Raw genomic sequence first — 26,035 nt, 5'->3', positions numbered from 1 at the left:
CCCGATTCCGCCTGGTCTCTCTTTGCTGCGGTTGGGCGGGCGAATGACTTCATCGTCCGTGACGCTGCAGGATGTGTTTCAGAACCCGCAGGCGTGTCGGCGCCGGCCAGAGCGGATCGGGGCCGGATGGGTGCGGTGCGCCTCCGCGGTCTTCATTGCGCCGGATACTCCACGGTGTTTTCGCTGCTGCGTATCCAGGCATCGTCCATGCGATTGAGGACTACCGGACCGCGCACGGTCCAGCCGATGCCGTCCTTGGCCTCGATGACCAGCACCGCGTTGTTGCCGAGCTGCCAGCCCTCCTTGACGACGACGTCGCGCAGGAAGCGCAACGCATGCGTGGCGAAAAGGGCCTGGCGTTCGGCGAGCGGAACGGGCTCGCCGTTCGGCCGCGTGTCGGCGAGGACCTGCGCGACGAAGCGATCGCCCGCGCGCGCCGCCGCGTCAGGATCGTTTGCATCGACCGCAGCGGCCAGGGCGCGGGTCTGCTCGACCAATGCAGCGCCGGGGGCACCGCCGCCGGCCGGCAGTCTGGATGCCGCCTTGGCCCAATCGGTGCGCTTTTCGCCGCTTTGCATGTCGTAGATGCCGCGCTCGAACAGTTCCTCGACCAGTTGTTCGTTCGTGCGCGCGCGTTGCGCGGCAAGCTGCTCGGGCGTGTAGTGCAGCGTGGCGAGCTTGTACGCACCGCCGTACTCGCCGTAGGGCAGGCGCATCGTGTCGGAGCCGGTACCGTCCGTCCGCTTCATTTCGACCACGACCGTGCCGACGACGGCCGGTGCGGTCATGCCGCCCTTAGCCGCGGCCTCGGCGATCTGGCTCTGCCGCGCCGCGTCGATCGGCGCCAGCGATACCGTGCAGGCGGCTACGCTGCCGCATTCGCGGGCGCTGTCGAGCAGGAGAAAGCGCAGGCTCGCCGGCGCGTGGGTCAGATCGGCGAGTTTCGCGACTGCAGCGGTATCGCCTTGGTCGAGGGCGACCTGCAACGCGTGCGTGAAGGCGGCTTGCTTGTCCGCGCAGTGGGCCAGCGTGGGCAGGCTGGCGAGGACGAAGACGGATCGGAGGATGTTCATGGCGGTGTCTCCCAGGGCATGGTGTGGGCCTGTGCGGTGGTTTTCTGCGTGCGCGTGCACGACGCCCAGGCAGGGCGAGTGCTGCGCATCCGGGGCGATGCCGACGGCTCCCGTCGCTCCAGCGCGCCGAGTGCACCGCTCCTTGCTGGGCTACGGGAAAGGCCGCCGATCCGGGCCAGGCGCGTTCGCAGCCGGGCTTTCCAGGACGAGATGGTGATGGCGGCCTGCGGCGACATGCACCGGTCCCGTGGAGCGGAATGAACCTCCGGCCTCATTCCATCCACGGATTGCGCATCGGCTCGATCGTCGCGAGCGCCTGTCCGCTCTCGATGCGTGCGATGTGCGCGCGCAGCTGGTCGGCGACCTTCGCATCCAGCGGCAATTTCTTCTGTTCGAGCAAGCGCCGATACGCCGCAAGCGCGGCGTCGCGCTGCCCGAGGCGCAGGTAGGCATTGCCCAGCTCCACGCCCGCATCGACCTTGTAGGGCATCAGCGCCGCGACTTCTTCCAGGCGCCTGGCCACCAGCGCCCAGTCCTTGCCATTCTCCTTGTAGAGGTACTCCATCACGCGGAACGCGAGGCTGGAGGCGCGTGTCTTCGGCCGCACCTGCCGTCCGTGCCAGATGCCCACGTTGCCCAGCTGCGCCACCAGGGTCAGGTCCTTGAACACCTCCTCCGGATCCCAGTCCGTCTGCGGCAAGGGCAGGCGATCGGTGTTGGCGTAGACGAACCAGCCTTCATAGACGCCGTCCACGTTGGTGTCGTCGAGGGTTTCCACCCGCGGCCGGTAGGCCAGCCGCGCCGCGCGTATCTGGCTTTCGACCAGCCACACGCCCGAGTACAGCGGCTGGCCGCTGGACGCGATCTCGCGGTCGTGGAAGGCGCGGATCTCGTTGAAGCGCTGGCCGAGGTCGAGCCCTTCGTTGCTGAAATAGCGCCAGGCGTTGGCGCTGCCGCCGGCCAGTTCGTTGTGGTATTCCCACAGGCGCGGTTCGCGGATCGTCATGGCGAAGGCGGCGGCGAGCAAGACGGCGCAGCCCGCCAGCAGCGTGCGTGACCGCCGCCGCCAGGCTTCCGCGAACGCGCCGCCGCCGAGTACCGCCGCCGCCGCGATCAAGGGCGTGGCATGGCGCACGCCGCCCCAGGCAGCAGGCGAGATCGCGAGCGCGGCCAGATGCATCACGCTCGCGGCCAGCAAGGCCGCCAGCATCCAGCGCACGGTCGCAGGCAGGGGTGTGCGCCACAACAGGGCGACGCCGAGCAATGCCAGCGCGGAGAGCGCCAGCGGAAGTTTCGCGGCGAGGATCGCGGGCCAGGTGAACCATGGCGTGCGGCCTTCGTAGCGGTGGCCCCAGACCAGATGCACCGGCCAGCCCCGGCCTTCGACCCCGGTGCGCACCGTGTCGGCCAGGCCCCACAGATAGGCGCGGGGCAGCACGTGCAGGCGGTCGGCGACTTCGAGCGCACCGCGCAACGACGGCGTGGCCACCTCGGCGATCTTGTCGTCCAGCGCCCGGTTGAAGGCATCGCCGCCGTCGCGATCGGCGTGGAAGCGAAAGCCGTACTGCGCCCACAGCACCACGATGGCCAGCGCCGCGCAGGCCAGCAGTTGGCCGTTGCGGCGCAGCAGTTCACGCAGGCCGCCGTGGTGCAGTCCCGCGTACATGCCGGCGACGAGCACCAGCCAGACGCCCAGCAGTCCCGCCAGTGCCGAGTGCTTCGTGCCCAGCGCGAGCCCCGCTGCGGTTCCCGTGATGGCGACCCAGCGCCATTGCCAGGTCGCCGCGAGGATGCCGGCGGCGACGACGGCGCAGGTCAACGTCAGGGCCAGCGGCCCATCGGTCATCACCACCGGCAGGTAGGCCGCGATGGTCGGTTCGAGCACGAGAAAGGCGAGCGTGCCGGCGGCCCAGGCGAAGCCCGCGGCGCGCCACAGCAGCACCCCGAGCGCGGCGAGCAGCAACCCGTGGAAACCCCACATCGCGATGCGCGCGCGCTGCTGCGCACGGTCGGCGTCGTTGTCCAGGAACATCGTCTTCTCGACCCATTCGCGCTCCTGCGCCTTCTCGCGCAGCTCGGGTTCGGGGCCCAGCCGGAAATCCTCCGGCATCGCCGCGCCCACCCACAGCTTCACCAGCGGCGGATGCTCGGGATTCAGGTGCCGCTCGCCGCCGCGCACATAGGCGGTTCCGGCGACGATGTGCCAGGGCTCGTCCACGGTGAAGCCGTCCAGCTGCGTACCGATGGACGAGCGCAGCAGTGCGAGCGCGGCGAGCAGCAGCAGGACGATGCCGCCGAGCAGCCGGTGCATGGGGACGATCGGGCGTGGCGAGGTCATGGGCGGGCGAGGTCCGTGCGGTGATCGGTTCTCACTGACACGGGATCGCGCGGTGACTCGGGCCAGCGGCCGCGTCGCCGCTCACCTGGCCAGCGCAGAAGCGCGAATCGTCATCAGGTCCGCATGTCCGGCACCCGCCCGCGGCCGGCGGTTGCCGGGGACGGAAAAGCGGCCATGCTTCACGGCGTGCCGTCCGCGGGTGGGGACGGGTGCTCGAAGCCCTCGGTGAAGATCGTGTCGCCGCCGGTAGCTACGCGGAAGATGTCGTTGAGGTCGCCGTTGGGGTCGTCCTCGACGAGGTTGGTCGCTTCCGATTCGTAGGCGACGTAGCGGCCGTCGCCCGATACGCCGCAGTTCTCGGCGTAGTCGTCGCCAGGGCCGCCGTCGAAGGCGACGCTGGCGATGCGCAGGGAACCGGTGTCGCGGTCGTATATGAACACGTCGCGGTCCTCGTCCGGGTCGATGGTGACGATGTCGCCCGGGACCAGATTGCTGGCGTCGGAATGGAAGGCGATGATGCGGCCGTCGGCCGAGATGCAGGGCGCATAGGAGGCTTCGTTCGCGCCCGCGCCGTCATGGCCGCGCGAAATCAGTTCGGTGACACCGAGTTCGAGGTCGCGTACGAATACGTCGACGAATCCGTTGGCGTCGCCCGCGACCAGGTTGGTGGCATGACTGGTGAAGGCAACGAAGCGCCCGTCGGCGGAAATCGCGGGACTGCGGCTGTAGCTGTCCGGCTCGGCGTCGCCGAGGCCGACGCTGGCGAGGATCATCGTATCGGCGTCCCGGTCGTACACGTACACGTCGTCGGAGCCGTCGGTGTCGAGCGGTGAAAGATTGCTCGCGCGGCTCGTGAACGCGATACGGCGGCCATCGCCTGCGATCGAAGACGAATTGCTGAAGCCGTTCGCACCGGCCGTGATCTTGGTCGTGAGGCCGGCCGCGACGTCGTGCACGAAGATGTCGTCGAGGTCGTCGACGACATCGCCGTCCACCAGGTTCGCGAGCTTCGAGTGGAAGGCGACGTGCCCGCCATCGGCCGACAGCGCGGGTCCGGTGCTTCCCAGGTGCGCGGTGGGGCCGCCGTTGGTGATGTCGATGCGTACGGTGCGGTGGGTGTCGAGATCGTGCAGGAAGATGCTCGGTTGCGAATCGACCTCGTCGCCTGCGACGAGATCGTTCGCGGAGGAAAGGAAGGCGATGACGCGGCCGTTCGCCGAGATCCGCGGTGACCCGCTGCCCGCGTTCGCATAGTCGCCGCCGTCGGCCGGATTGCTGATGCGGATCGTCGTTCCGAGCGCGACGTCGCGCAGGTAGACGTCGGCATCCTGGTCGTTCGGATTCGGCTCGGGATCGGAGAGGCCCGAGGCGCGCGAGGTGAACGCGACATGGCGGCCGTCATGCGACAGCGTGGCCGTGGGCAGTGCCTGGCCACCGTTGCCGCTGCCGCTCTGCCGGTCCGGCAGCGAGACGATCACGGTGGGTTCGGCCGCGAGCGCGGTGGCGGCGCCGAACGCGAACGCAGCAATGGCGAGCAGCGATGCTGCGAGCACGCGGTGTCCTCGATCGGCCGGTCGCAGCCATCGATCATTCGAAATCGTCGGCGAACACGTTGTCGCCGGCCTCGATCGCGCCGGCGTCGTAGCCGTTGCCGAACGGGCGGCCATGGCCGCGCTGGTCGGCAGGCAGGCCGGCGGAGGCCTGCGGCAGGTCGACGGCGATGCTGCCTTCGCCCGGCGCGTAGGTCGGGGCGAAGCCGCCATGGTTGCCGAGTTCCCCGAGCGCCAAGGCGGACGCAGTCACGTCGGCCAGGTTGAGGCCGGCCTGGAGGCCGCAGGAGTGGCCGGGGCTTTCGATGTTGCCGAAGGTGCCGCCGCCCCAGGATGCGCCGGGGTCCAGATGGCAGGCTCCACGCAGGATGCTGTTGTTGGCGATCAGGTCGATGCCGCCGCCTTCGCCTCCGATCAGCGTGCCGAGGATGCCGGCCGGCAGGAAGGTGGGGGATACCGCCGTGACGTGCGCCAGGTACAGGGACGCGCCGTTGACGCCGTCCCAGCCGATGGCCGCGCCATGTGCGCCGTTTCCGGCCGCCTCGACGGTGAACGTGTTCCCGGAGAAGGTGCTGTTGAGGATCGTCATGTCCGCATTGCCGGTGATGAACACGGCGCCGCCGGCGTCCCGGTGGGTGCGGTTGCCGATGAAGCTGGATCGCTCGACGAGCCATTCGGCGCCGCCGTCGGCGAGGACGGCGCGATCGGTGTTGCCGCGGAACTCGCTGTCCTCGACGATGACCTGCGCGGCGGCCGTGGTCTTCACCGGTCCGGTGTTCTCGAGGTAGCGCACGCGGCGGAAGGTCAGCGTGCTGCCTGGGCTGTTCACCGCGACATGGCCTCCGGCGATGGTCGCGTCCTCGATCGTGATGCGGCCTGTGTGCCCTTCGGCCACCGTCAGGTAGCTGTAGTGGTCGGGATTGACGGCCTTCTCGATGCGACTGCCTTTGATCTGCACGTCCAGGGACGAGCCGGCGTACGAGTAGGCCTGGAAGTGGACCATCTCGCTGCCGGTGATCGCGCAGGCGCCCGCGCCATGGCAGGAGAAGAAGCCCTGGAGGACGCTGTTGCGAATCGTGATGTCCAGGTCGGCGCCGGCGAAGAGCAGCTTGCCGGCCGGGTAGGCGCCGAGGGCCTTGGGAATCCGGACATTGTCGAGCGTGCGCTTCCTGCCATCGAGCACGTTGCCGTCGAGCGATTGCAGGGCGAGGTGGCGCAGGGTCAGCGGCCCGTTCGACGCGAACAGGGTGGTCGCCGATCGGAGAAGCGTCTGGTCCAGGGCTGCGCCCACCACCTCGATGCCCTGCGGCGCGACCGGCAGCGCGCCCCGGGTGAGCGCGTACGCGCCCACGGCGAGATCGATCCGGTCGGCCGGCCCCGCAGGGTCGTTCTGCGTCGCCGCGATGGCCGCCTCGCGCAGCGAGCAGTCCTGTGAGGTGCAGGTGTCCGGCACGGGATCGTCGAAGCGCGTGACGACGAAGGTTTCGGCCTGGGCTGCGCCGCAGATCAGGGCGAGCGCGGCGAATCGAAATAACCGGGACATGGACGGCTCCTGTGGCTCGATCGTCGGCGCGCAGGTGCGCCGTCATATCGGGCTACGGGAAAGGTCATCGATGCGGGCCACCGTGGTTCGGTGGCCCGCATCGAGCCGGTTTCAGTCCAGGCTGGCGCGGACCTCACGCGCGCGGCGGGTCTCCGGATGCTCGGTACCGTAGGCGGTTTCGAGCAGGGCGACGGCTGCATTCTGTGCGATACGGGCTTCTTCGTGGCGTTGCAGGGCCGCGAGCGCGGCGGCACGCGCCTGCTGAGCGCGGGACTTTTCCGAGCTCAAGCCGGGACGGGGGGCCAGCTGCGCGAGGGCGGCGTCGGCTTCGTGCAGGGCCTCTTCGGCGCGTCCCGTTTCCGCCAGCAACTCGGCGCGCTCGGCGCGCAATATCACGCAATGCTGCTCGACGATGGAGGCGTTTTCGCTCTGGCACTCGCGCCAGCCGCGCTCGAGGCTGGCGAGTGCGGTGGTGTCATCGTCGCGTTGCGCCTGCATCGCGCCCAACTGGCGCAGGCCGGTGACGACACGCGGACTTTGCAGTTTCTCGTAGATCGCGATGCCCTCGCGGATCGCCGCCTCGCCCGCGACGAGGTCGCCGTTGCGGACGCGCACGCGACCCACCTCGATCAGGCTGTCGGCGACCCAGGGGTGATCCGGTGGAAAGTGGGTCTGCGCGATCTTCAGGGCTCGCTCTTCTGTCGCCGCTTCCTGCGCCAACTGGCCACGCCGGTACTGGATGTCGGCGAGATTGGACAGGTTCGGCCACAGGTTCGGGGAATCCGCCCCCTGGTGTGCTTCGACGATGCGCATGGCTTCCAGGAAGCCGGCCTCGGCCTGCGCGAGGTGCTCGTCGTTGAGGTCGAGGATCGCGACGTTGGTGATGCGCACCGCCAGCTCCATGTCGTCCGGAGCGCTGTACCGACGATCGAGCGCGAGCGCGCGGCGCGAGAGTTCGGCTGCCTCGGAAAGGCGGTTCTGCTGCTGGCGCGCCGCCGCCAGGGCACTGATCGCCGTGACCTGGGCCTTGTGGTCGCCGCCGTCGTCGCGTTCCAGGATCGCCACGGCGCGTTCCAGGTACGGTGCGCCCGCCACCGAATCGCGCGACATCAGCGAAACCACGCCGAGGTTGGTCAGCGATTCGGCCAGTACCGGATGCTCCGCGCCGTACTCCTTCTCCGCCACGGCCACCGCCTGCTCGAACAGCGCCTTGGCCGGGCCGAATTTGCCTTGGTTGGCGAGGATCTCGCCGAAGTCGTCGAGCACGTCGGCTTGCAGCACCGGATCGGAGGCGAGCTCCGTGCGCGCGCGCTCGATCGCGACGTCGAACGCCTGTGCCACGGTTTCCGGGCTGTCCTGCGTGCGCCGCATCGGATCGGCCTGCACGAAGATCGAGACGAGGAACGCCTTCACCTTCCGGGTGCGCTCGGCCTGCGCCTTGGCACGCACGGCTTCGGCGTCGGCGCGCCGCGCCGCATCACGCGCAACGTCGGCCTGCCATAGCGCGAGCGCCAATCCGGCGAGCAGTGCCAGCAGCACCGCGCTGGCGCTGCCCACGGCGATGCGATGGCGCGTCACGAACTTCTTCATGCGATAGCCGGCGGTATCCCGCTGTGCGGCGATCGGGCGGCCGTCGAGCCAGCGCCGCAGATCCTCGGCCAGCTGCGCCGCACCCGTGTAGCGGCGTTGCGCATCCGGCTGGAGTGCGGTGGCCGCGATCGTGTCGAGATCACCGGCCAGCTCGCGCGCCGTGGTCGCGGCTTTCGCGTCACCGGTGTCGCGGCCGCGTGACTTCAGTGCCTGGCTCGGGCGCGGCGCGGTCTCGGCGGCCAGTTCCGCCAGCAGGCGCTCCGGCGCGACGCTGCGTTGGGGGTGTGGCGGTTCGCCGGCAAGGAGCTCGTACAGCACGGCGCCGAGCGCGAAAACGTCCGCCGCCGTGCCCACGGCCTCGCCGCGAATCTGCTCGGGCGCGGCGTAGGCCGGGGAAAACATCCGCACGCCGGTACCGGTGAGCTTTTCCGCAGCGGAGTCGTCCAGCAATCGCGCGATGCCGAAATCCAGCACGCGGACGCGGCCTTGCGCATCGACCAGGATGTTCGATGGCTTCAGGTCGCGATGGACCACGAGCTGGCTTTGCGCATGGGCCACGGCGTCGCAGACCTGCAGCAGCAGCTGCACCCGCTCGCGCACGGACAACGCCTGCTCGTTGGCGTAGCGCACGATGTCGGTGCCGCGCACGAACTCCATCGCATACCATGGCGTACCGTCTTCGGCCACGCCGCCGTCCAGGAGGCGCGCGATATTGGGATGATCCAGCCGGGCGAGGATGCGCCGCTCGCGTGCAAAGCGTTCGCGCAAGCTCGGCGAATCGAGCAGCGGGCGGATCAGCTTGATCGCGACGGCCTGCTCGAAATCGTCCACGCGCTCGCCGCGCCAGACCTCGCCCATGCCGCCGGTACCGATGCGTTCGACCAGACGGCAATGGCCGATGCGCCTGCCGCTCTGCGCGAGGGCGTCGTCGGACTGGAGCAGGTGCGTCATCACCGTGGGTGCGGCTCGTGCCACGTCGCCGTCGAGCAGGCCGGTCTTCGTTTCCAGCGCCAGGAGGCGGCGCAACCGGTTCGCGAGCTCGGCGTCGGCGACTTCGATCTGTTGCAGGTGCCGTTCGCGTGCCGCTTCGTCGAGATCGAGCAGGACGTCGAGATGGTCCGACAGCTGCTCCCACCGTGCTTCATTCATCGGGAAGGTCTCCACCTTCGAGCGCCGCGTGCAGCACCAGCCGGGCCTTGCGCCAGTCGCGCTTCAACGAGCGCTCGGAGCGGCCGGTGACCTGTGCGATCTCGGACAGGTCCAGGCCCGCGAAATAGCGCATTTCCACCAGCGCCACCAGGCTCGGATCGAGGGCGGCCAGACGGGCAAGGGCCTGGTCCAGTTCCAGCAGGCGTTCGGCGTCGCCGAGGTGGCCGGGCAGGTCGGTGGTTTCGTCCAGCGAATCCTTGACCACGTTCCCGCCGCGCTTCTGCGTGGCGCGGGCCAACGCATGGTCGATCACCAGTTGCCGCATCGCACGCGCCGCCAGCGAGAAGAAGTGCTCACGGCTGGCCACGTGCAGCGCCTCGGGCCGGGCCAGGCGCAGATAGACCTCGTGCACCAGCGAGGTCGCGCCAGGGCCGTCGATGCTGCGTGCCACCTGACGGCACGCGATCCGGCGCAGCTCCGCATACACCAGCGCAAAGACGCGATCCGCCGCTTCGCGGTCGCCCTGGCCGGCGGCAGCCAGCAAGATGCTCAGATCCCCCATCGCCGGCCTCGCGCCATGTCGGGCAGGCGGGCAGTTTAACCAAACCATCGTGGGATTCGGACGCATCGGCGTCGCGTGGGCGGCGGCGGGTGGGCATGCTTCCCGGTACGGGAAAGCGGGACGCAACGGGCCAGTGGCAGATGGCGCCCGGAGGCTTTCCGCAGTCCCCGACGGCGGCGCCGGATGTCTCCGGCTGCGATCATCGGGAGGTGCCGGCGTACGCCCTAGATGCTCGCGGCAGAGCCGCGCCACCGGTGCCGACCGGCCGTCCGCGTCGTCGTCCTGCGACCGATCCCTCCCCGGATTGGATCAGGCCGAGGCTGTTTCTCGACGGCCCGCTGGCCGTCGCCGTGGCGCATGCGGATCTCGCCAAGGGCGTCGGCCATCGGCTTCCGCCGCCGGTGGGCCCTCGGGGAGGAGTGGCTATTTCATGCGGTCGAGCTTGCGTTGGGCGGTCCGGATGACCGATTCGAGCACGTCGCGTGCCTTCATGGTCGTCACCGAGCGCTTCATGACCTGGCGCGCGGTTTTCTCGTCGCCCGCATCGGCCAGGGCGCTGGCCAGGCTGTCGAGCATGTCGAAGTAGCGGATGTGCCCGAGCGTATCGGCCGCACGGTCCGGTGCATTCGTCAGCGCCGCCATCTGCGCGGCGGCGGCTTCGGGGGCCGCCTTTTCGCAGCGAATCACCAGGTCGTGCGGGCCCGGCCCGGCTTCCAGGCGCTTCTGGTTGCGCAGTTTCGGCGACGCCAGGGCGACGGCCGCATGCACCGCGGCTGCGCGGCTCGGACACCGTGCGACGAGTTCCTGCAGCGTCGTGGCGGCCTGCGACAAGGCCGGCGTGGCGCCGAACACCAGTGCACGGCCGACATCCTCGGTGAAGTAGTCCAACGCCAGCCGGTCTTCCTCGTCCGATCGCGAGGGCGCGACATAGATGCGCAGCACGTTGGACACGACCTCTCGCGGTCCGACCTCGGCGGCAGCCTGGATCCGGTAGAAGCCGGGCTGGTCGATCAACCAGCCGACCGACGAGGCGCTGACGAGGTGCGCGGCATAGATCGCCTCGCCCGGCTTGAGCGTCACGCTCTCGACCTTGTCGCAGCGCTGGACCATCGGCCGCCACTGGGCTGTGGAGCCGCCTTCGCGCTGGATGAACAGCGTCATGTGGTGGCCGTCGGTCAGTGTATCGGCGTCGACCGCCGCCTCGAGCGTCGATGCATTGGCCAGCTTGAACTCGATCACCACCGGTTCGAGGAACTGGTAGTCGTTACGCTCGCGATTGGGCCGGATTTCCAGCCGCCAGTCGCTGTGGTCCTCCAGCAACTCGGGCGCCACGAAGCCGTGATCGACGAACCACTTCGAGTTGCCCATCTGCACGAACCGCCGGGGCGCATGGCGCATGAACACCAGTTCTTCGTCGCTGAAGCGAAAGCGGAAATCGGAGAAGAACGCCGCCTGGCCGCCCGCGACCAGTGACGGGTAGTTCATGAAGCTGCGAGCCTCCGGTTCGTTCTCCAGCGGGATCCAGGGATCGCCGGGCGCTCCCTGGCCCACGCCCAGTGCCTTCTGGAACGAATGGGCCATGTTGAAGGTGTGGCCGATCTCGTGCGCCAGGATGGTGAACATCATCCGCTGGCGCCAGGCGGCGCCTTGCTTGTCGTCCGCCGGCGGGTCAAACAGGAAGCTCTCCGAGAAAAGCGCGGCGCCACGCCGCTGGTTGGGCCCGATGTCGTCGAACATCAGGCCGCCCACGTTCCGGCCCAGGTCGTGGCGGGCCGCCCAGAGCATCCACATCGCCCACTGCGGCCGGTCGGCGTAGCGGGACCAGTAGGTGACCATGGCGTCGTGCAGCTCGGCGGTGGACCAGGTGCCGTTCACGCCGGCCGCGCTGAGCGGAATCACCGTGCCATTGGGCGACAGCGTCGCCGCGAATCCCGCACGCTGGTAGACGGCGGTCAGCGACAGCACCTCCTGCGGCAGATCGGCCGGTCGGTTGGAATGGGACGCGGTGTCGTACTTCAGCACCGGCTCGCCGGCGTTCTCGACGCGATCGACCTCGAACTCGACGGCGTCGAAGTAGCGCGAATCGAACGTCAACGGATAGCGGCGAATCGCAGCGCCGGCGACACTCAGTGTCAAGGCGTAGTTCTGGTAGGTGGTCGCCTTTTCCCGCGAGGCTTCGAAGGTGACCTGGTCGCCCGGCATCAGGTCCGGGTTGCCGTTGCGGTAGACGACCACCGCGGTGATCCGCCGGTGGTTGTAGGCCAGGCATTGGTCAGCCGTCACCTCGGCGACGACATGGGCTGCGTTTCGCGAATCCAGGCGCGATACCGTGATCGAGATGCGTCGCTGCGGATACGGGGCATCGACATCGACCCGCACCGTGAAGGTCAGCAGCTCGGTCCCGACCGGCTTGTACACGTAGCGGCCGCTGACGGGATCGCACTTGACCGGATTGAGGCCGGGGGGCCGGGAAGGCCCGATGACCGGCGGGCCTGCCGAAAGCGATTCGGGCGATGAGACGGCCGGTCCGGCCGAAGCATCGGTAGCGGGTGTCGCCTGGGCGAGAACGGTGCCTTCGCCGGCCGAGCCGCTCCGGGAATCGGAAGGGGCGTCGGCGGCGATGGACGTGCTCGCCTGCCGGCTCCCCGGCTTCGCGGAACGGTTCGAGTCGGAGGATTTGCGATTGGGCACGTAGGAGTCTCCTTCAGGCGAGGGGATGCGTCCGTTGAAACGGCTTTTTCAGAAGTACCCGACCGGCCCCCGTGCCGGGCGCAGGATCAGCGCGTGATCGACGAGGTTGGCCGTCAGGATCGTGTCCTGGTCGGCGACCGCATAGGTCTGGCGAAGGCCGAGCGAAGGCACCTCGACGGTGACGGTCTGGCCGGGTTCCACGCTGAGCGTCTCGACGTGCGCGAGGCCCAGCTGGAGGCGCGTACGGGCGTCGAAGCGTGCGCACACCTGCGCATCGACGGCGACGATGACGGCCTGGCCGGAAAAACCTTCCTGCAGATGCAACTCAAGCGAGCGGGGCATGGGCGCGCCGCTCCGGTGCAGGGACGGTTGTCAGTGGATGATCCATCTTCCATTCCTCGCTATCGGGCGATGCCTGCGTTGGGGCTGTTCCGTCACGCAGAGACCTGCCTCGCGGGCGCAAAGATTCCCGCCCGGTCCGGGCGCAGGCGCCTGCCGACCGGGCCCGAGTATACGGTGACCGGAGCGTGATGCATCCCGTCAGGGCGGCGCGCGATGATGCCGCCGACGCCCGATGGGCCTGTGCCTGCACACGACGGCAAAGCGCTGCAGCGAATGCCGTGATTGCAGGCCGGGCGACCGGTCGGCATTTCGGACTGCCGGCGTTGTCCGATCGACGCAGGCGAGGGCACGCCAGGCGAAGACCATGGCGTGGTTCGACCACCGGCAAGCGAGCCGCCGATGACCGGACGCGCATCCTTCTGGCTAGTGCATTGCGCGAGCCGGATAGGGCAGCCCTCATCCGGGGCGCAGTACGACGAAGCCGCGCCCGTCGCCGGCCGGCGACGGGCGGTTTCCATCAGCCGCTTCGACCCGCGTGCGCGTTCCATCGCCGTTCGACGCTACGGGCCAGCCGCCCGGTGCCCGGCTCTCCCAGGCCGGTGTGCCGTCGGCGGCATCGCGCTTGCGCAGGAAGGGCCGCAGGCCACGGCCGACGAGGCCGATCCGGTCGCTGGCGATCAGCGCGATGCCGCCGAGACCCCGGTCGTTCCGCGCTCACCCGTCCCGCTGCGCAAGCCCTCAGCGCGGTGAGCACGTGTGTCGACCGCTGCAGGATCGGGCGGACGCCAGGGCCGCGCCGTCAGTGCGCGCCCTGCATCGCCGGCCGGGCCTGCACCCGGCCCAGCCACGCGCTGACATGCGGATGGGCGTCTACCGGCGCACCGATATAGACGCTGTAGCCGATCACCGAGCCCACGACCAGGTCCACCAGCGAATAGTCGGCACCGAGCATCCAGGGCTGCCCGGCGAGGCGTTCGTCCAGGAGTGCCAGCAACTGGTTCAGGCCCTCGCGCGCCGCCTCAACGTGGGCGGGATGGTGCAGGGCCGGATCGCCCATCGTCGCCACCTGCAGGCGCACCAGCACCGCGCCGTAGGTGACATACGACCAGGTGCACCACGACAGCGCCTGCAAATGCGCGGGCGTGCCGGCCTGGGGCCACAGGCCGCGGGCGACGCCGAAGCGCTCGCCCAGCCACAGGTGGATGGCCAAGGCCTCGAACAACGGGGCGCCGTCCACGGTGAGGGTCGGCACCTTGCCGTTCGGATTGAGCGCCAGGTAGTCCGGGCGGCGCTGCTCGCCGGTGCGGATATCGATCTTCACGCGCTCGTGCGGCACCGCCAGCTCGGCCAGGGCGGCGGCGATGGGGGTGGCGCTGGATTGGGGATGCCAGTACAGGACGATGGACATGGAAGGCTCCTTTCGGGTGGGGACAAGCGATGCCGCACTGTAGGCCGCATTGAGGACAGATTCCGCCCTCGATCAGCGATAGACTGGACGCCGATGCTGATCGCTTCCATCCGCCTGCTGCGCCTGCTGTCGCTGCTGCAGACGCGCCGCCACTGGGCCGGTGCCGAGCTGGCCGAACGGCTGCAGGTACACCCGCGCACGCTCCGGCGCGACATCGACCGGCTGCGTCAGCTCGGCTACCCGGTGCAGGCCAGCAGCGGCGCGGCCGGAGGCTATGCCTTCCGCGCCGGTCAGGCGTTGCCGCCGCTGCTGCTGGACGACGAGGAGGCGCTGGCGGTATCGATCGCGCTGCGCACGGCCACTGCCGGCGCGGTCGGCGGCATCGAGGAACCCGCGCTGCGGGCGCTCGTCAAGCTGGAGCAGGCGATGCCCGCGCGCCTGCGCAAGCGCGTGGATGCGCTGCGCTCGGCCATCGTGCCGCTGGAACGCGCCGGCCCGGTGGTGGACGCCTCGCGACTGGCCATCCTGGCCGCCGCCTGTCGTGACCAGCTGCGGCTCGAATTCGCCTATGCCGACAGCCGCGGGCGCAGCGCCTCGCGCCAGGTGGAGCCGCAGGGCGTGGCGCACACCGGCCGGCGCTGGTATCTGGTGGCATGGGACCTGGCACGCAGCGACTGGCGCACGTTCCGCGTGGACCGCATCGCCGGCGAACCGATGGTCGGCGCGCATTTTGCGCCCCGTAGCCTGCCCGATGGCGGCGACCTGCGGGCCTACGTGTCGCGCTCGCTCGCGGTGGCGCCCTACGCCGAGCAGGCGCGCATCGTGCTGCATGCGCCGCAGGCGCAGATGGCGCGCCGCATCCCATCCGATGCCGGCGTGCTGCAGCCGCTGGACGACACGCGCTGCCTGCTCGAATGCGGTGCCGGCGAACTCGACGGGCTGATGTACTGGCTGCTGGCGCTGGATGTCGATTTCGAGGTGCTCGAGCCCGCGGCCTTGCAGGCGCGGCTGCGCTCGGCCGGCGAGCGGTTGGCGCGCGCCCTGGACGCCGCCGATCGGGCTCATCGGTGAGGGGCGTGCCACCTCGGTGGCCTGCGCTCCGCGAACCCCGCTCTCGACCATACGGTCAGTCAAGGGGCCAGGCTGACGAGCCGGGATGGCAGGCAAGAAAAAACCCCGCATCGCTGCGGGGTCATGGGGTGCATCGCGCCGTGGCGGGATGCTCGATTGGTGGAGGTGGCGGGAGTCGAACCCGCGTCCGAAGGCGCTTGACGCCCAGTACTACATGCTTAGCTCACCGTTGAGTCTCGTCTGCCGGCAGCACGGTGTGCGAAGCGCGCCGGTGGACCAGCCTGCTTGATTTGACCGCTGACCCGTCAGGCAACAGGCAGCGGCGATCCCGTGATAGTGACGGTACACCCACGAGCACGAGCACAAGTGGGTTCCCGGCTTACGCCTTAAGCGGCGAGAGCGTAGTTGTCGTCGTTGGCAACTATAAGTTTGCAGCTGGATTAACGAGGAAAGCGGCCCCCTCGGCATGCACCAAGCTATCTCACTACCCCCGTCGAAGCCAGGACACCCCCGGGGACCGTGGATCGTACCACGGGATACACATGGGGGCATGCGCGCACGGCTCAAGCCGGTAGTGCAGGTGCTTGCGTCATCCGTGCGACGGGTACGGGCGTGCGTGCAGGTCCGGCGTGTCCTGGAGCGACGCCCGCCCGGTATCGAGCGGGACCGCCGCGGTCCTCGGGCGAGGAAGGGGCGGTGCGGGGTCAGGCCGCCTTGTTGTGGGCGCGCATCGTGCGCTGCTTCTCGCGGTCCCAGTCGCGCTCCTTCTCGGCATTGCGCTTGTCGTGGTCCTGCTTGCCGCGGGCCAGGCCGATCTCGAGCTTGACCTTGTTCTGCTTCCAGTACATCGCCGTGGGCACCAGGGTGTAGCCCTTGCGCTCGACGGCGCCGATCAGCTTGTCGATCTCTTCACGGTGCAGCAGCAGCTTGCGCGTGCGCCGGTCGTCCGCCACCACGTGGGTGGAGGCCGAGATCAGCGGCACGATCGAGGCCCCGAACAGGAAGATCTCTCCGCCACGCACGATGGCGTAGGCGTCGCCGAAGTTGACCCGTCCCGCGCGCAGGCTCTTCAGCTCCCACCCCTGCAGGGCGATGCCGGCCTCGAAACGCTGGTCGATGTGGTACTCGTGGCGCGCGCGCTTGTTCAGCGCGATCGTTCCGCCACCCTTTTCCTTGTCTTTCTGCTTGGCCATCTTGGTTACACTGCCGTCATCCGCAGGTGCCGGGCACCCGTCCCATATTCGTTCATGCGCGTCCTTGTCGTCGGAGCCTTCGCGTGACCCATATCAGTCGCAGCGCGCTGGTTCGCTACACGCCCCGGCAGATGTTCGACCTCGTCAACGACGTCGAAGCATACCCGAGCCGCTTCCGCTGGTGCTCGGCGGCCCGGATCCTCGAGCGCGACGAAGACGCCATCACCGCGCGCCTGGACCTGCGCTTCGCCGGCATCGTGCAGGGGTTCACGACGCGCAACACCCTTGCCGCACCCGAGCGCATCCACATGCGCTTCGTCGAAGGACCCTTCAGGTCGCTCGAAGGCGTCTGGCTGTTCCAGCCTCTCGGCGATGCCGGCTGCAAGGTCTCGCTGGCGCTCGATTTCGAGTTTTCCAGCCGCCTGGCCGGTGCCGCCTTGCGGCTGGGTTTCCAGGGCCTGGCCGATCGCATGGTCGACGATTTCTGCCAGGTAGCGCGCGACGTCTATGGCTGAGCCTTCGATCCGCGTCGAGATCGCCTACGCCGATGCGGCGCACCAGTTTCTCGCCGAGCATCGATTCGCGGCCGGTACGACGCTGGCGCAGGCGCTGGAGGCCTCCGAGGTTGACCGGATCTGCCGCATCACCTGGCGGACCCTCGCGGTCGGCGTCTGGTCGCGACAGGCCGCGCCGGACACCGTGCTCGCGGATGGCGACCGCATCGAGATCTACCGGCCGTTGAAGGCCGATCCCAAGGACGCGCGCCGCCGGCGCGCGGCGAAAGGAAAGCCGCCGCGTCAGCCCTGACGCTGCGGGCCGCCCTGGCCGCTGGGCGTCGGACGCTCTTCCTTGGGGCGCTTCTCGTCGGGATACTGGCGCTTGAACTTGCGCGCGTCCTTGATCAGCTGGTTGGCGTCCTCGGGGAAGTAGTCGCCTTCCACCTTGACCAGGGCGTCGTTCTCGAAATACAGCGTCAAGTCCTTGCTTTCCATCTTGCCGCGGCCGCGCCGGATCGAGGAGACGTAGTCCCAGCGGTCCTGGTCGAACGGGCTGACGACGGACGGCGATCCCATGACCAGCAGTACCTGGCGCTTGGTCATGCCGGTCTTCAGGGCATCGACCGTTTCCTTGTCGAACAGATTGCCCTGCTGTACGTCGAGCTTGTAGACCATGCCGCAGCCGCCGAGCGCGACCAGGCAGAAAAGAGCGACCACGATGTTGCGCATGCGCGGGTATCCAGCGAGGGTAAAAGCGCCCGGATGATACACCAGAGCGTGTTATCGGCCTCGCCGCAGGCGCCGCCGCGCGTCCTGCCCCTGGCATTGCGTTCAGGGAAGGGCAGGGACGCCGGGCCGGCCGGACCGGAGGCGCGGTGCAGCCGGCACCGTGGTCGGACAAAGAGCCCCCGGCGCTCGCGTTCGCGCCGGGATCGTGGCACGCTCTGGGTTTGTATAGCACCGACCTTGGCCCGCCTCCTGCTCAGCAGCACCCGGCAGCCGGCCAGTATCACTGGAGGAGACCATGGAAACCACCGACCTGCGTCGCGCAGGACTCAAGGTGACGCACCCGCGCATGCGCATCCTGTCCATTCTCGAGGCCGGGGATGGCAAGCATTTCAGCGCCGAGGACATCTATCGCAAGCTGCTCGAGAGCGAAGAGGACATCGGCCTGGCGACGATCTACCGCGTGCTGACGCAGTTCGAGGCCGCAGGCCTGGTGCTCAAGCACAACTTCGAGGGCGGGCAGGCCGTTTACGAGCTCGACCGCGGCAAGCATCACGATCACATGGTGGACATCGAGACCGGCAAGGTCATCGAGTTCACCAGCGAGGAGATCGAGCGGCTGCAGCACGAGATCGCCGACCGCCACGGCTACGTCCTCGAGGAACACAGCCTGGTCCTGTACGTCCGGGCGAAGAAGAAGCGCTGAGGCTCCGGCTTCCCGGCGGCCGCCGCCCGTTGCGGGGGCGGCCCGGGAAGGCTGCGATCAGACCGCCCGCGCCAGCTGCTCGGCGAGCCCCACGTAGGTGGCCGGCGTCAGCGCCCGCAGGCGGGCCTTGGCGTCTTCCGGCAGATCCAGCGCCTCGACAAAGGCGCCCAAGGCCTCGCGGCTGATGCCCTGGCCGCGGGTCAGTGCCTTGAGCTGTTCGTACGGATTGGGCAGGCCGTAGCGGCGCATGACGGTCTGCACGGCTTCGGCCAGCACTTCCCAGCTGGCGTCCAGATCGGCGTGGAGCCGGGCCGGATCCGCCTTGAGCTTGCCCACGCCCTTGGCCAGCGCGTCCAGCGCGATCAGCGTGTGGCCGAAGGCGGTGCCGACGGCCCGCAGCACGGTCGAGTCGGTCAGGTCGCGCTGCCAGCGGCTGATCGGCAGCTTGGCGCTGAAATGCTCGAACAGCGCGTTGGCGACGCCGAAATTGCCTTCGGCGTTCTCGAAGTCGATCGGGTTCACCTTGTGCGGCATGGTCGAGGAACCCACCTCCCCGGCCTTGAGCGCCTGCCGGAAGTAGCCCAGCGAGATGTAGCCCCAGACGTCGCGCGCGAAGTCGATCAGGATCGTGTTGATGCGCCGGATCGCATCGCCGATCTCGGCGACGCAGTCGTGCGGCTCGATCTGCGTGGTGTAGGGATTGAAGACCAGCCCCAGGCCCTCGACGAAGCGCTGCGCGAACGCCGGCCAGTCGACGTCGGGATAGGCCGCCACGTGCGCGTTGTAGTTGCCGACCGCGCCGTTGATCTTGCCGGTCAGCTCCACCGCGGCCAGCTGCCGGCGCTGGCGGTCGAGCCGGGCCACCACATTGGCGATTTCCTTGCCGAGCGTCGTCGGCGAGGCGGTCTGCCCGTGGGTGCGCGACAGCATCGGCTGCGCCGCCTGGTCGTGCGCGAGCTGGCGCAGCGTAGCGGTCAGCCGGTCCAGCGCGGGCAGCAGCACCGCGTCGCGCGCATCGCGCAGCATCAGCGCGTAGGCGAGGTTGTTGATGTCCTCGCTGGTGCAGGCGAAATGCACGAATTCCTTGGCTGCTCCGAGCGTCGGGTCGGCGCCGATCTTCTCCTTGATCAGGTACTCGACGGCTTTGACGTCGTGATTGGTCTCGCGCTCGATCGTCTTGATCCGCTCGCCGTCGGCAGCGGAAAAGTCCTCCCCGATCGCCAGCAGGCGCGCGCGCGCGTCGGCCGGCAGTGGCGACACTTCGGCGATCGCCGGCTCGTCGGCCAGCGCGAGCAGCCAGCGCAGTTCGACCTGGACGCGCCGGTGCATGAGGCCGAACTCGCTGAAGATCGGACGCAGGGACTCGGCCTTCCCGGCATAGCGGCCGTCGAGCGGCGAAAGGGCGAACAGCGCGGCGTTGTCGCTCATGGGACTTTCCGGTACCTAGATTCGGGGTTGTACGGTGATGGTCTTGATGCGGGCGCCCTGCATCTTGCGCACGATCAGGTCGAAGTCGTCGAAGGCGAGCGTCTCGCCCTCGGCGGGCAGTCGCTCGAGCCGGTCGATGATCAGGCCGCCGACCGAATTGACGTGGACGGGCGCGGGGATGTCGCGTTCGAGCATCCGCTCCAGGCGGAAGATCGGCAGGCCGCCGGAGATCGAGAACGAGCCGTCGGGCGCCCGCTGCGGCGCGCCGGGGCCGCTGCGCCGGTGCTCGTCCTCGATGTCGCCGACGATCACCTCGATCACGTCCTCCATCGTGAAGAAGCCGACGATGCGACCGGACTCCTCCGCACACAGCGCGATATGGGTATGCCCGCTGCGGAAGCGGCGCAGGATGTCCAGTACCGGTGCCTCGAGCGGAACGGTCACCGCCGGCCGCAGCAGGGCGGGGATGTCCTCGACGTGGCCGTCGTTCTCGGTCACCGCCTGCAGCAGGTCCTTGACGTGCAGGATGCCCTGTACGGTCTCCTCCTCCTCGTCGAACCACGGATAGCGGCTGTAGCGCGCGGTGCGGAACGAGGCCAGAACCTCCTCCAGCGTCATCCCCTGGTGCAGGTAGGCGAGCTGGTCGCGGGTGCGCATCAGGTCGCCGGCGACCAGTTCGGGTAGCTCCAGTGCGTGGCTCATCATCAGGAACTCCTCGCCGACCGGCCGGCCGCTGCGGGCGGCGCGCTTGGCGTGGAGGATGAGTTTCAGCTCGTCCCGGCTGTACTGCTGCTCCTCGTTATGGGCATCCAGCCCGGCGCCGCGCAGGATGCGGTTGGCGCTCGCGTTGAGCAGCCAGATGGCCGGGTACATCAGCCAGTAGAAGGCGTAGAGCGGCGCCGCCGTCCACAGCGACATGCGTTCGGGCCGGCGGATCGCCATCGACTTGGGCGCCAGCTCGCCGAGCACGATGTGCAGGTACGAGATCACGGTGAACGCGATCACGAAGGCGATGATGTGCGCGCTGTCGGGGCCGATCTCGAAGCGGGCGAACAGCGGCTCGAGCAGGCTGGCGAAGGCCGGCTCGCCGATCCAGCCCAGTCCCAGCGAGGCCAGCGTGATGCCGAGCTGGCAGGCGGACAGGTAGGCGTCCAGGTGCTCGTGCACGTTGAGCAGGATGCGGCCACGCCAGCCGTGCTGGGCGGCGAGCCCGGCAGCCTGGGTGTGACGCAGCTTGACGAGGGCGAATTCGGCCGCGACGAAGAAGCCGTTCAGCAAGACCAGCAGCAGTGCGGCGAGAAGGTAAAGCAGGTTCCCCAGCATGGACCGAGATAACGGGAATGGCCCACCGATTCTAGCATTGCGCGCCCCCCGCACCCCGTCGGGGGCGGCGGATCGGGACGGACGGCTATAATCGGCGCCCCTCTACCACCTACCGAAACCGCAGGAACTCCCGATGAGCCAATACCGGATCGAGCGCGACAGCATGGGCGAACTCAAGGTGCCCGCCGACGCGCTTTACGGGGCGCAGACCCAGCGCGCCGTCCAGAATTTCCCGATTTCCGGGTTGACGATGCCGCGCGAGTTCATCCGTGCACTCGGGCTGATCAAGTCGGCCGCGGCCCAGGCCAATGCCGATCTGGGCCACCTGAAGAAGACGCATGCCCGGGCGATCCGCAAGGCGGCCGAGCGGGTCGCCAAGGGCGAGTTCGACGCGCAGTTCCCGATCGACGTGTTCCAGACCGGCTCCGGCACGTCCAGCAACATGAACGCCAACGAGGTCATCGCGCACGTCGCGGCGGCGGCGGGCACCAAGGTGCACCCGAACGACGACGTCAACAACGGCCAGTCGTCCAATGACGTCATTCCGACCGCGATCCAGGTCAGCGCGGTGCTGACCACCAGCGAGCAGCTGCTGCCGGCGCTGGCGCACCTCAAGGCCGTGCTCGACAAGCGCGCCAAGGAGCTGCGCAAGGTCGCCAAGACCGGTCGCACGCACCTGATGGACGCGATGCCGGTCACCTTCGGCCAGGAGCTCGGCGCGTGGTCGGCGCAGGTGCGTTCCAGCATCGAGCGCATCACCGATACGCTCAAGCGCGTGCGCCGCCTGCCGCAGGGCGGTACGGCCGTCGGTACCGGCATCAATGCCGATGCCGAGCTCGGCCCGCGCATCGCCGCCGAGCTGACGCGGATGACCAAGGTCAGGTTCGAGTCGGCCGACAACTACTTCGAAGGTATCGGCTCGCAGGATGCCGCGGTCGAGCTGTCCGGCCAGCTCAAGACGCTGGCGGTCACGCTGACCAAGATCGCCAACGACCTGCGCTGGATGAATTCCGGTCCGCTGGCCGGCCTCGGCGAGATCGAGCTGCCGGCGCTGCAGCCGGGCTCGTCGATCATGCCGGGCAAGGTCAATCCGGTGATCCCCGAGGCGATGGCGATGGTCGCCGCCCAGGTGATCGGCAACGACCTGACGATCACGATCGGCGGCCAGAGCGGCAACTTCCAGTTGAACGTGCAGTTGCCGGTGATCGCCTACAACCTGCTGCAGTCGATCGAGATCCTCGCCAATGCGGTGGTCGCGCTGGCCGACAAGGCGATCGCCGGGTTCAAGGTCCGCGAGGATCACATCAAGGAAGCACTCGACAAGAATCCGATCCTGGTCACGGCACTCAATCCCGTGATCGGGTATGAAAAGGGGGCTGCGACCGCCAAGCAGGCATACAAGGAAGGCCGGCCGATTCTCGACGTGGCACTGGAGACGACCGGCCTGCCGCGCAAGCAGCTCCAGGAGCTGCTCGATCCGGCTGCGCTGACCAAGGGTGGCATTCACGGCGGATCCGCGGGCGGCTGATCCTCGTCCCGGCACCGGTCGCCGGGCGCGGTTCCGGCCCGCGGGCAGCCTGCGGCAGGTGCGCGGCGCAGGCGCTGCGGCGCGGTTCGATCGCTGATCGGATCGTGCCGCGCAAGGTCGCGCCAGCCGCGGATACCGCCGCCCCCGGCCATCGGATGGTCCGTGGCGTCCGGCACAGGTCTTTGCGATCGGTGCCGGACATGATGCTTTGGATCTTTCGATGAAGATGAAACAGGGGGTGTGATGAAGATGAGAGGTTTGGTGCTGGCGGTCGCCCTGGCCGCAGGCAGCGTGTCGGCGCAACAAAGCGTCGACATCAAGGGCGAGGATCTGACGTCCGGTGCCGCCGATGCGCGATTGGCCGGCATCGGACGCGAGGCGGCCGCTGCCAGCCAGCGTGTCGTCGTGACCGCGCCGCAGTACTGGCATGGTGCGATCGCCGCGAAGCTTCGCGCCGGTGGCGGCAGTCGCCTCACGATCGTCCTGCGCGACGGGTTCTACGAGAACGTGGTCCTGCGTGTGGAAGCGGCCCCGGCCGAGCCACCGCCGCGGCCGGAGACCGCGCCTGCGGTCGCGCGGACGCCGCTACCCGCCGAGCGTCCGCCGCCACCGGCGCCGGCCGCCGCTCCGCCGCCGGTGGTGGCACCGCCGCCGCCGCCGACTGCGCCGGCCGCCGCCGTGGTGCCGGCGCGTCCGTCCATACCCACGCCGGCACCCGCGCCGGTCGCGTCGGCGCCGGAAGAGCCGATCAGGCCGCCGGTGTTCGACCGTTTCGCCGAACCGTCGGACGTGGCCGAGGAACGTGCCTTTCTCGAAAAGGCCTACAACGACAACCGTCGCATCCGCTCGCGGCTCAAGCCGAGCGATCTGCGTACCGGTGATACGGTCTACGTGCGCAACGGGGCCGCCGTGATCGTCCGGCGCGACGGTGGCAGCCTCGATCGGTTCTGGCTGGAAGGCCAGCTGAATCTGGAGCAGAACGGCATCGTCAAGGAAGGCGGCAACAAGTATCAGGTCACGCGTTCGGGCTTCCGCTGAAAAACGAATGCCCGCATCCGTGCGGGCATCGTCTCGAATCGAACCGGGCCTGCCGTGTTCCGCGGCAGGTGCCGGTCAGGCGGCTGTCTCGATGCGGCGACCGCGCAACCAGATCGCGGCCGCGATCAGGACCGCGCCGACGACCACGCCGATCCACATCCTGGCCGTACCGAACAGCGCATAGACACGGGCCGGCGCGAGGCTTTCGAGCAAGACGCCGTTCTGCAGCATCGACGCGTTGCGGTTGATCCAGCCGAAGCCGCCCTCGCTGAGCCAGGAGCCGGGCACGATGCCGAACAACAGTCGTGCCAGCACATCGTTGAGCATCACCGAGCGGTCGATGTTGGGCAGTCCCAGGGCGCCCATCCAGCTGTTGGCGATGAAGGCCAGCACCGGCAGGATCACCGCCCACAGGAACGGCTTGCTGCGCACGAAGGCCGACCAGAACAGCAACCAGCCGATCGTCGGCAGCGCCCAGGCGGCATCGGCCGGGATCGTCAGCAGCATGCGGCCGAACATCGAGAACGGGTGCGAGGCGGCCAGCAGCGTGAACGGGTTGACGCCGTGGAAGGACACCCAGATGCTCATCAGCACCAGGAACAGCGCGTAGGCCGCCGTCGAGACCAGCAGGGCGAGCAGCGGCGCGACCAGCATCGCGCTGACGACCTTGGACAGCACTGTCGCGGCATCGCCGACCGGCAGCGACTTCCAGAACAGCACGCTGCGGTCGCGGCGGTCGTCGTACAGCGCACCGAGCAGGTAGAAGAACAGCACGAAGAACAGGGCGATACACGGCACCATTGCGAACGAAAGGTAGGCGACGTCCAGGGCCTTGCCGGCGTTCTCGATCTGCCCGGAAGCGACCATCTGCGCGATCGAGTCCAGCGAGACGCCGATGTTGACGCCCATGCGGCTGCCGTGGATCTCGGCCCACAGGATTCCGAGCAGCGTGAAGATCAGGATCGTCGCGGTGATCCAGAACGGCGTCCAGAAGAAGCCGCCGCGGTGCTCCCAGTATTCGCGCTTGAGCAACCAGGAAAACGTGTTCATGCGTAGGTTCCTTTCATCGTGGCCACGAACAGGTCGGCCACGCTGGGCTTGTGCAGTTCACCGAGTGCGGCCAGGCGGGCACGCTCGACGCCGTCGAACAGGAAGATCGACTTGCCGAAGATCTGGCGCTCGTTGATCGGCCCCAGCGCGCGCGCCTGGTCGGCCTTGTCCGGATTGACCATGACCTCGGCGTAGCGGTCGGCGACCTCGTCCATCGTGGCGGCGAGGGCGATCTTGCCGTCGCGGATGAAGATGAGGTCGGTCAGGATGTGCTCGATCTCCTCGACCTGGTGAGTGGTGACGATGATCGTCTTCTGCTCGTCGAAGTAGTCGTTGAGCAGGGTCTCGTAGAAGGCCTTGCGGTAGAGGATGTCCAGGCCCAGGGTCGGCTCGTCCAGCACCAGCAGGCGGGCGTCGATCGCCATGACCAGGGCCAGGTGCAGCTGCACGATCATGCCCTTGGACAGCTCGCGTACGCGCATCGTGCGCTTGATCTTGGTGTGGGCCAGGAACGCTTCGCACTTCTCGCGCGAGAAGCGCGGGTGGACGCCGGCGACGAAATCGACCGCTTCGCTGACGCGGAGCCAGCGCGGCAGCACGGCGACGTCGGCGATGAAGCACACCTGCTGCATCAGTTCGCTGCGCTGGCGACGCGGGTCGAGGCCGAGCACCGACAGTTCCCCGTCGAATTCGGTCAGGCCGAGGATCGCCTTCAGCGCGGTGGTCTTGCCGGCGCCGTTGGGACCGATCAGGCCGACGATGCGGCCCGGTTCGATGTCGATGCTGACGGCGTCGAGAGCGGTCGCCCTGCCGTAGCGCTTGCTGAGACCGCGGGCATGGATCACCGCGCTCATGACCGGCCTTCCTGGCCGTGCTTGGCGGCTTCGGCCATCAATTCGGCCAGGTCAAGGCCCAGCCGTTGCAGGCGTGTATAGAGCGCCGGCCACTCCTCGCTCAGGAAGCGATCGCGTTCGGATTGCAGGAGCGCCTTGCGCGCCCCGTCGGTAACGTACATGCCTAGCCCCCGTCGTTTTTCAACCAGATTTTCGTCGACCAGCTCCTGGTACGCCTTGGACACGGTGATCGGATTGATCTGAAAATCCGCCGCGACCTGGCGCACCGAAGGCAGCGCATCGCCCTGTTTGAGAACGCCGTCCAGGATCATCGCCACTACGCGGTCGCGTAGCTGGCGATAGATCGGCGTCGAATCGTTCCAGGCGACGGTCATG

General features: G+C 68.6%; 22 protein-coding genes and 1 other RNA gene. 6 read left to right on the top strand and 17 right to left on the bottom strand.

Translation table 11 applies throughout. From position 1 onward, the window contains the following. Positions 1-152 precede the first annotated feature (152 nt). From I596_RS12005 to I596_RS11960, 9 genes are all read right to left on the bottom strand, one after another. Positions 153-1,133, bottom strand: a complete 981-nt coding sequence (locus tag I596_RS12005; protein WP_150132135.1) for a hypothetical protein — start codon at positions 1,131-1,133, stop codon at positions 153-155. A 211-nt stretch (positions 1,134-1,344) separates the two neighbouring features. Next, complete coding sequence (locus I596_RS11995) at positions 1,345-3,411, bottom strand: tetratricopeptide repeat protein (protein WP_150132134.1); 2,067 nt, start codon at positions 3,409-3,411, stop codon at positions 1,345-1,347. A gap of 179 nt (positions 3,412-3,590) precedes the next feature. Further along, complete coding sequence (locus I596_RS11990) at positions 3,591-4,964, bottom strand: TolB family protein (RefSeq protein ID WP_067648191.1); 1,374 nt, start codon at positions 4,962-4,964, stop codon at positions 3,591-3,593. 34 nt (positions 4,965-4,998) lie between these two features. Beyond that, positions 4,999-6,504 carry a right-handed parallel beta-helix repeat-containing protein gene (locus tag I596_RS11985; RefSeq protein WP_067648188.1) on the bottom strand — a complete coding sequence of 502 codons (1,506 nt, stop codon included), beginning with the start codon at positions 6,502-6,504 and terminating at the stop codon, positions 4,999-5,001. 111 nt (positions 6,505-6,615) lie between these two features. After that, on the bottom strand, positions 6,616-9,243 hold the full coding sequence (locus I596_RS11980; RefSeq protein WP_067648185.1) for a serine/threonine-protein kinase: 2,628 nt from the start codon (positions 9,241-9,243) through the stop codon (positions 6,616-6,618). Further along, complete coding sequence (locus I596_RS11975; protein WP_223303824.1) at positions 9,236-9,871, bottom strand: ECF-type sigma factor; 636 nt, start codon at positions 9,869-9,871, stop codon at positions 9,236-9,238. Before I596_RS11975 ends, I596_RS11980 begins: the two co-directional genes overlap by 8 nt. Positions 9,872-10,228: 357 nt before the next feature. Further along, positions 10,229-12,223: a reprolysin-like metallopeptidase gene (locus I596_RS11970; protein WP_067648179.1), complete on the bottom strand. Its 1,995-nt coding sequence runs from the start codon at positions 12,221-12,223 to the stop codon at positions 10,229-10,231. Positions 12,224-12,544: 321 nt separating this feature from the next. Next, on the bottom strand, positions 12,545-12,838 hold the full coding sequence (locus tag I596_RS11965; protein ID WP_150132132.1) for a hypothetical protein: 294 nt from the start codon (positions 12,836-12,838) through the stop codon (positions 12,545-12,547). Between the two features lie 799 nt (positions 12,839-13,637). Continuing rightward, positions 13,638-14,246, bottom strand: coding sequence for a glutathione S-transferase family protein (locus I596_RS11960; RefSeq protein ID WP_067648174.1), 609 nt, complete (start codon positions 14,244-14,246; stop codon positions 13,638-13,640). A 93-nt stretch (positions 14,247-14,339) separates the two neighbouring features. Here I596_RS11960 and I596_RS11955 point away from each other — a divergent pair, with 93 nt between their 5' ends. Then, the gene (locus I596_RS11955; protein WP_067648171.1) at positions 14,340-15,317 is read left to right on the top strand and encodes a helix-turn-helix transcriptional regulator; all 978 of its coding nucleotides are present in this window, start codon (positions 14,340-14,342) and stop codon (positions 15,315-15,317) included. Between the two features lie 157 nt (positions 15,318-15,474). Here the strand turns inward: I596_RS11955 and ssrA are convergent. After that, positions 15,475-15,829: a transfer-messenger RNA gene (ssrA, locus tag I596_RS11950) on the bottom strand. Between the two features lie 192 nt (positions 15,830-16,021). Further along, positions 16,022-16,510, bottom strand: coding sequence for an SsrA-binding protein SmpB (smpB, locus tag I596_RS11945; protein WP_067648167.1), 489 nt, complete (start codon positions 16,508-16,510; stop codon positions 16,022-16,024). Between the two features lie 83 nt (positions 16,511-16,593). Here smpB and I596_RS11940 point away from each other — a divergent pair, with 83 nt between their 5' ends. Next, positions 16,594-17,025 (top strand): type II toxin-antitoxin system RatA family toxin, encoded by a 432-nt coding sequence (locus I596_RS11940; protein ID WP_150132131.1) that lies wholly within the window; start codon positions 16,594-16,596, stop codon positions 17,023-17,025. Next, the gene (locus tag I596_RS11935; protein WP_067648161.1) at positions 17,018-17,317 is read left to right on the top strand and encodes an RnfH family protein; all 300 of its coding nucleotides are present in this window, start codon (positions 17,018-17,020) and stop codon (positions 17,315-17,317) included. Before I596_RS11940 ends, I596_RS11935 begins: the two co-directional genes overlap by 8 nt. Here I596_RS11935 and I596_RS11930 read toward each other — a convergent pair. Beyond that, the gene (locus I596_RS11930; protein ID WP_067648158.1) at positions 17,308-17,736 is read right to left on the bottom strand and encodes an outer membrane protein assembly factor BamE; all 429 of its coding nucleotides are present in this window, start codon (positions 17,734-17,736) and stop codon (positions 17,308-17,310) included. The genes I596_RS11935 and I596_RS11930 overlap by 10 nt on opposite strands. Before the next feature lie 295 nt (positions 17,737-18,031). On the opposite strand from I596_RS11930, the gene fur reads away from it, so the two are divergent. After that, positions 18,032-18,439, top strand: coding sequence for a ferric iron uptake transcriptional regulator (gene fur, locus I596_RS11925; protein ID WP_067648155.1), 408 nt, complete (start codon positions 18,032-18,034; stop codon positions 18,437-18,439). A gap of 57 nt (positions 18,440-18,496) precedes the next feature. Here the strand turns inward: fur and purB are convergent, their stop codons facing one another. After that, the gene (gene purB / locus I596_RS11920) at positions 18,497-19,867 is read right to left on the bottom strand and encodes an adenylosuccinate lyase (RefSeq protein WP_067648153.1); all 1,371 of its coding nucleotides are present in this window, start codon (positions 19,865-19,867) and stop codon (positions 18,497-18,499) included. Positions 19,868-19,882: 15 nt separating this feature from the next. Further along, positions 19,883-21,190 (bottom strand): hemolysin family protein, encoded by a 1,308-nt coding sequence (locus I596_RS11915; RefSeq protein WP_067648150.1) that lies wholly within the window; start codon positions 21,188-21,190, stop codon positions 19,883-19,885. A gap of 133 nt (positions 21,191-21,323) precedes the next feature. On the opposite strand from I596_RS11915, the gene I596_RS11910 reads away from it, so the two are divergent. Next, on the top strand, positions 21,324-22,718 hold the full coding sequence (locus I596_RS11910) for a class II fumarate hydratase (RefSeq protein ID WP_067648147.1): 1,395 nt from the start codon (positions 21,324-21,326) through the stop codon (positions 22,716-22,718). A 243-nt stretch (positions 22,719-22,961) separates the two neighbouring features. Then, the gene (locus tag I596_RS11900; protein WP_150132130.1) at positions 22,962-23,756 is read left to right on the top strand and encodes a hypothetical protein; all 795 of its coding nucleotides are present in this window, start codon (positions 22,962-22,964) and stop codon (positions 23,754-23,756) included. Positions 23,757-23,831: 75 nt separating this feature from the next. Here the strand turns inward: I596_RS11900 and I596_RS11895 are convergent, their stop codons facing one another. Genes I596_RS11895 through I596_RS11885 form a run of 3 tightly spaced genes read right to left on the bottom strand, consistent with a single transcriptional unit; the run spans position 23,832 to position 26,034 of the window. After that, positions 23,832-24,806 carry a hypothetical protein gene (locus I596_RS11895; protein ID WP_067648139.1) on the bottom strand — a complete coding sequence of 325 codons (975 nt, stop codon included), beginning with the start codon at positions 24,804-24,806 and terminating at the stop codon, positions 23,832-23,834. Further along, entirely contained in the window at positions 24,803-25,660 is an 858-nt protein-coding gene (locus I596_RS11890) for an ABC transporter ATP-binding protein (RefSeq protein WP_067648135.1), read from the bottom strand. Before I596_RS11890 ends, I596_RS11895 begins: the two co-directional genes overlap by 4 nt. Further along, the gene (locus I596_RS11885) at positions 25,657-26,034 is read right to left on the bottom strand and encodes a GntR family transcriptional regulator (RefSeq protein ID WP_067651870.1); all 378 of its coding nucleotides are present in this window, start codon (positions 26,032-26,034) and stop codon (positions 25,657-25,659) included. The genes I596_RS11890 and I596_RS11885 overlap by 4 nt, the downstream gene beginning before the upstream one ends. Position 26,035: the final 1 nt, after the last annotated feature.

It is taken from the genome of Dokdonella koreensis DS-123 (assembly GCF_001632775.1).
GTDB lineage: Bacteria > Pseudomonadota > Gammaproteobacteria > Xanthomonadales > Rhodanobacteraceae > Dokdonella > Dokdonella koreensis.
The sequence above is the reverse complement of the archived record's forward strand: the minus strand, read 5'-3'. Positions and strand labels throughout refer to the sequence as shown.

Excerpts from the sequence above, each read along its gene's own strand:
- I596_RS11995 (WP_150132134.1), bottom strand. The coding sequence starts at position 3,411 with ATGACCTCGCCACGCCCGATCGTCCCCATGCACCGGCTGCTCGGCGGC.
- I596_RS11935 (WP_067648161.1), top strand. The coding sequence starts at position 17,018 with ATGGCTGAGCCTTCGATCCGCGTCGAGATCGCCTACGCCGATGCGGCG.
- I596_RS11955 (WP_067648171.1), top strand. The coding sequence starts at position 14,340 with ATGCTGATCGCTTCCATCCGCCTGCTGCGCCTGCTGTCGCTGCTGCAG.
- I596_RS11960 (WP_067648174.1), bottom strand. The coding sequence starts at position 14,246 with ATGTCCATCGTCCTGTACTGGCATCCCCAATCCAGCGCCACCCCCATC.
- I596_RS11930 (WP_067648158.1), bottom strand. The coding sequence starts at position 17,736 with ATGCGCAACATCGTGGTCGCTCTTTTCTGCCTGGTCGCGCTCGGCGGC.
- I596_RS11975 (WP_223303824.1), bottom strand. The coding sequence starts at position 9,871 with ATGCGTCCGAATCCCACGATGGTTTGGTTAAACTGCCCGCCTGCCCGA.
- fur (WP_067648155.1), top strand. The coding sequence starts at position 18,032 with ATGGAAACCACCGACCTGCGTCGCGCAGGACTCAAGGTGACGCACCCG.
- smpB (WP_067648167.1), bottom strand. The coding sequence starts at position 16,510 with ATGGCCAAGCAGAAAGACAAGGAAAAGGGTGGCGGAACGATCGCGCTG.
- I596_RS11965 (WP_150132132.1), bottom strand. The coding sequence starts at position 12,838 with ATGCCCCGCTCGCTTGAGTTGCATCTGCAGGAAGGTTTTTCCGGCCAG.
- I596_RS11915 (WP_067648150.1), bottom strand. The coding sequence starts at position 21,190 with ATGCTGGGGAACCTGCTTTACCTTCTCGCCGCACTGCTGCTGGTCTTG.
- I596_RS11910 (WP_067648147.1), top strand. The coding sequence starts at position 21,324 with ATGAGCCAATACCGGATCGAGCGCGACAGCATGGGCGAACTCAAGGTG.
- I596_RS11980 (WP_067648185.1), bottom strand. The coding sequence starts at position 9,243 with ATGAATGAAGCACGGTGGGAGCAGCTGTCGGACCATCTCGACGTCCTG.
- I596_RS11885 (WP_067651870.1), bottom strand. The coding sequence starts at position 26,034 with ATGACCGTCGCCTGGAACGATTCGACGCCGATCTATCGCCAGCTACGC.
- I596_RS11900 (WP_150132130.1), top strand. The coding sequence starts at position 22,962 with ATGAAGATGAGAGGTTTGGTGCTGGCGGTCGCCCTGGCCGCAGGCAGC.
- purB (WP_067648153.1), bottom strand. The coding sequence starts at position 19,867 with ATGAGCGACAACGCCGCGCTGTTCGCCCTTTCGCCGCTCGACGGCCGC.
- I596_RS11895 (WP_067648139.1), bottom strand. The coding sequence starts at position 24,806 with ATGAACACGTTTTCCTGGTTGCTCAAGCGCGAATACTGGGAGCACCGC.
- I596_RS11890 (WP_067648135.1), bottom strand. The coding sequence starts at position 25,660 with ATGAGCGCGGTGATCCATGCCCGCGGTCTCAGCAAGCGCTACGGCAGG.
- I596_RS11985 (WP_067648188.1), bottom strand. The coding sequence starts at position 6,504 with ATGTCCCGGTTATTTCGATTCGCCGCGCTCGCCCTGATCTGCGGCGCA.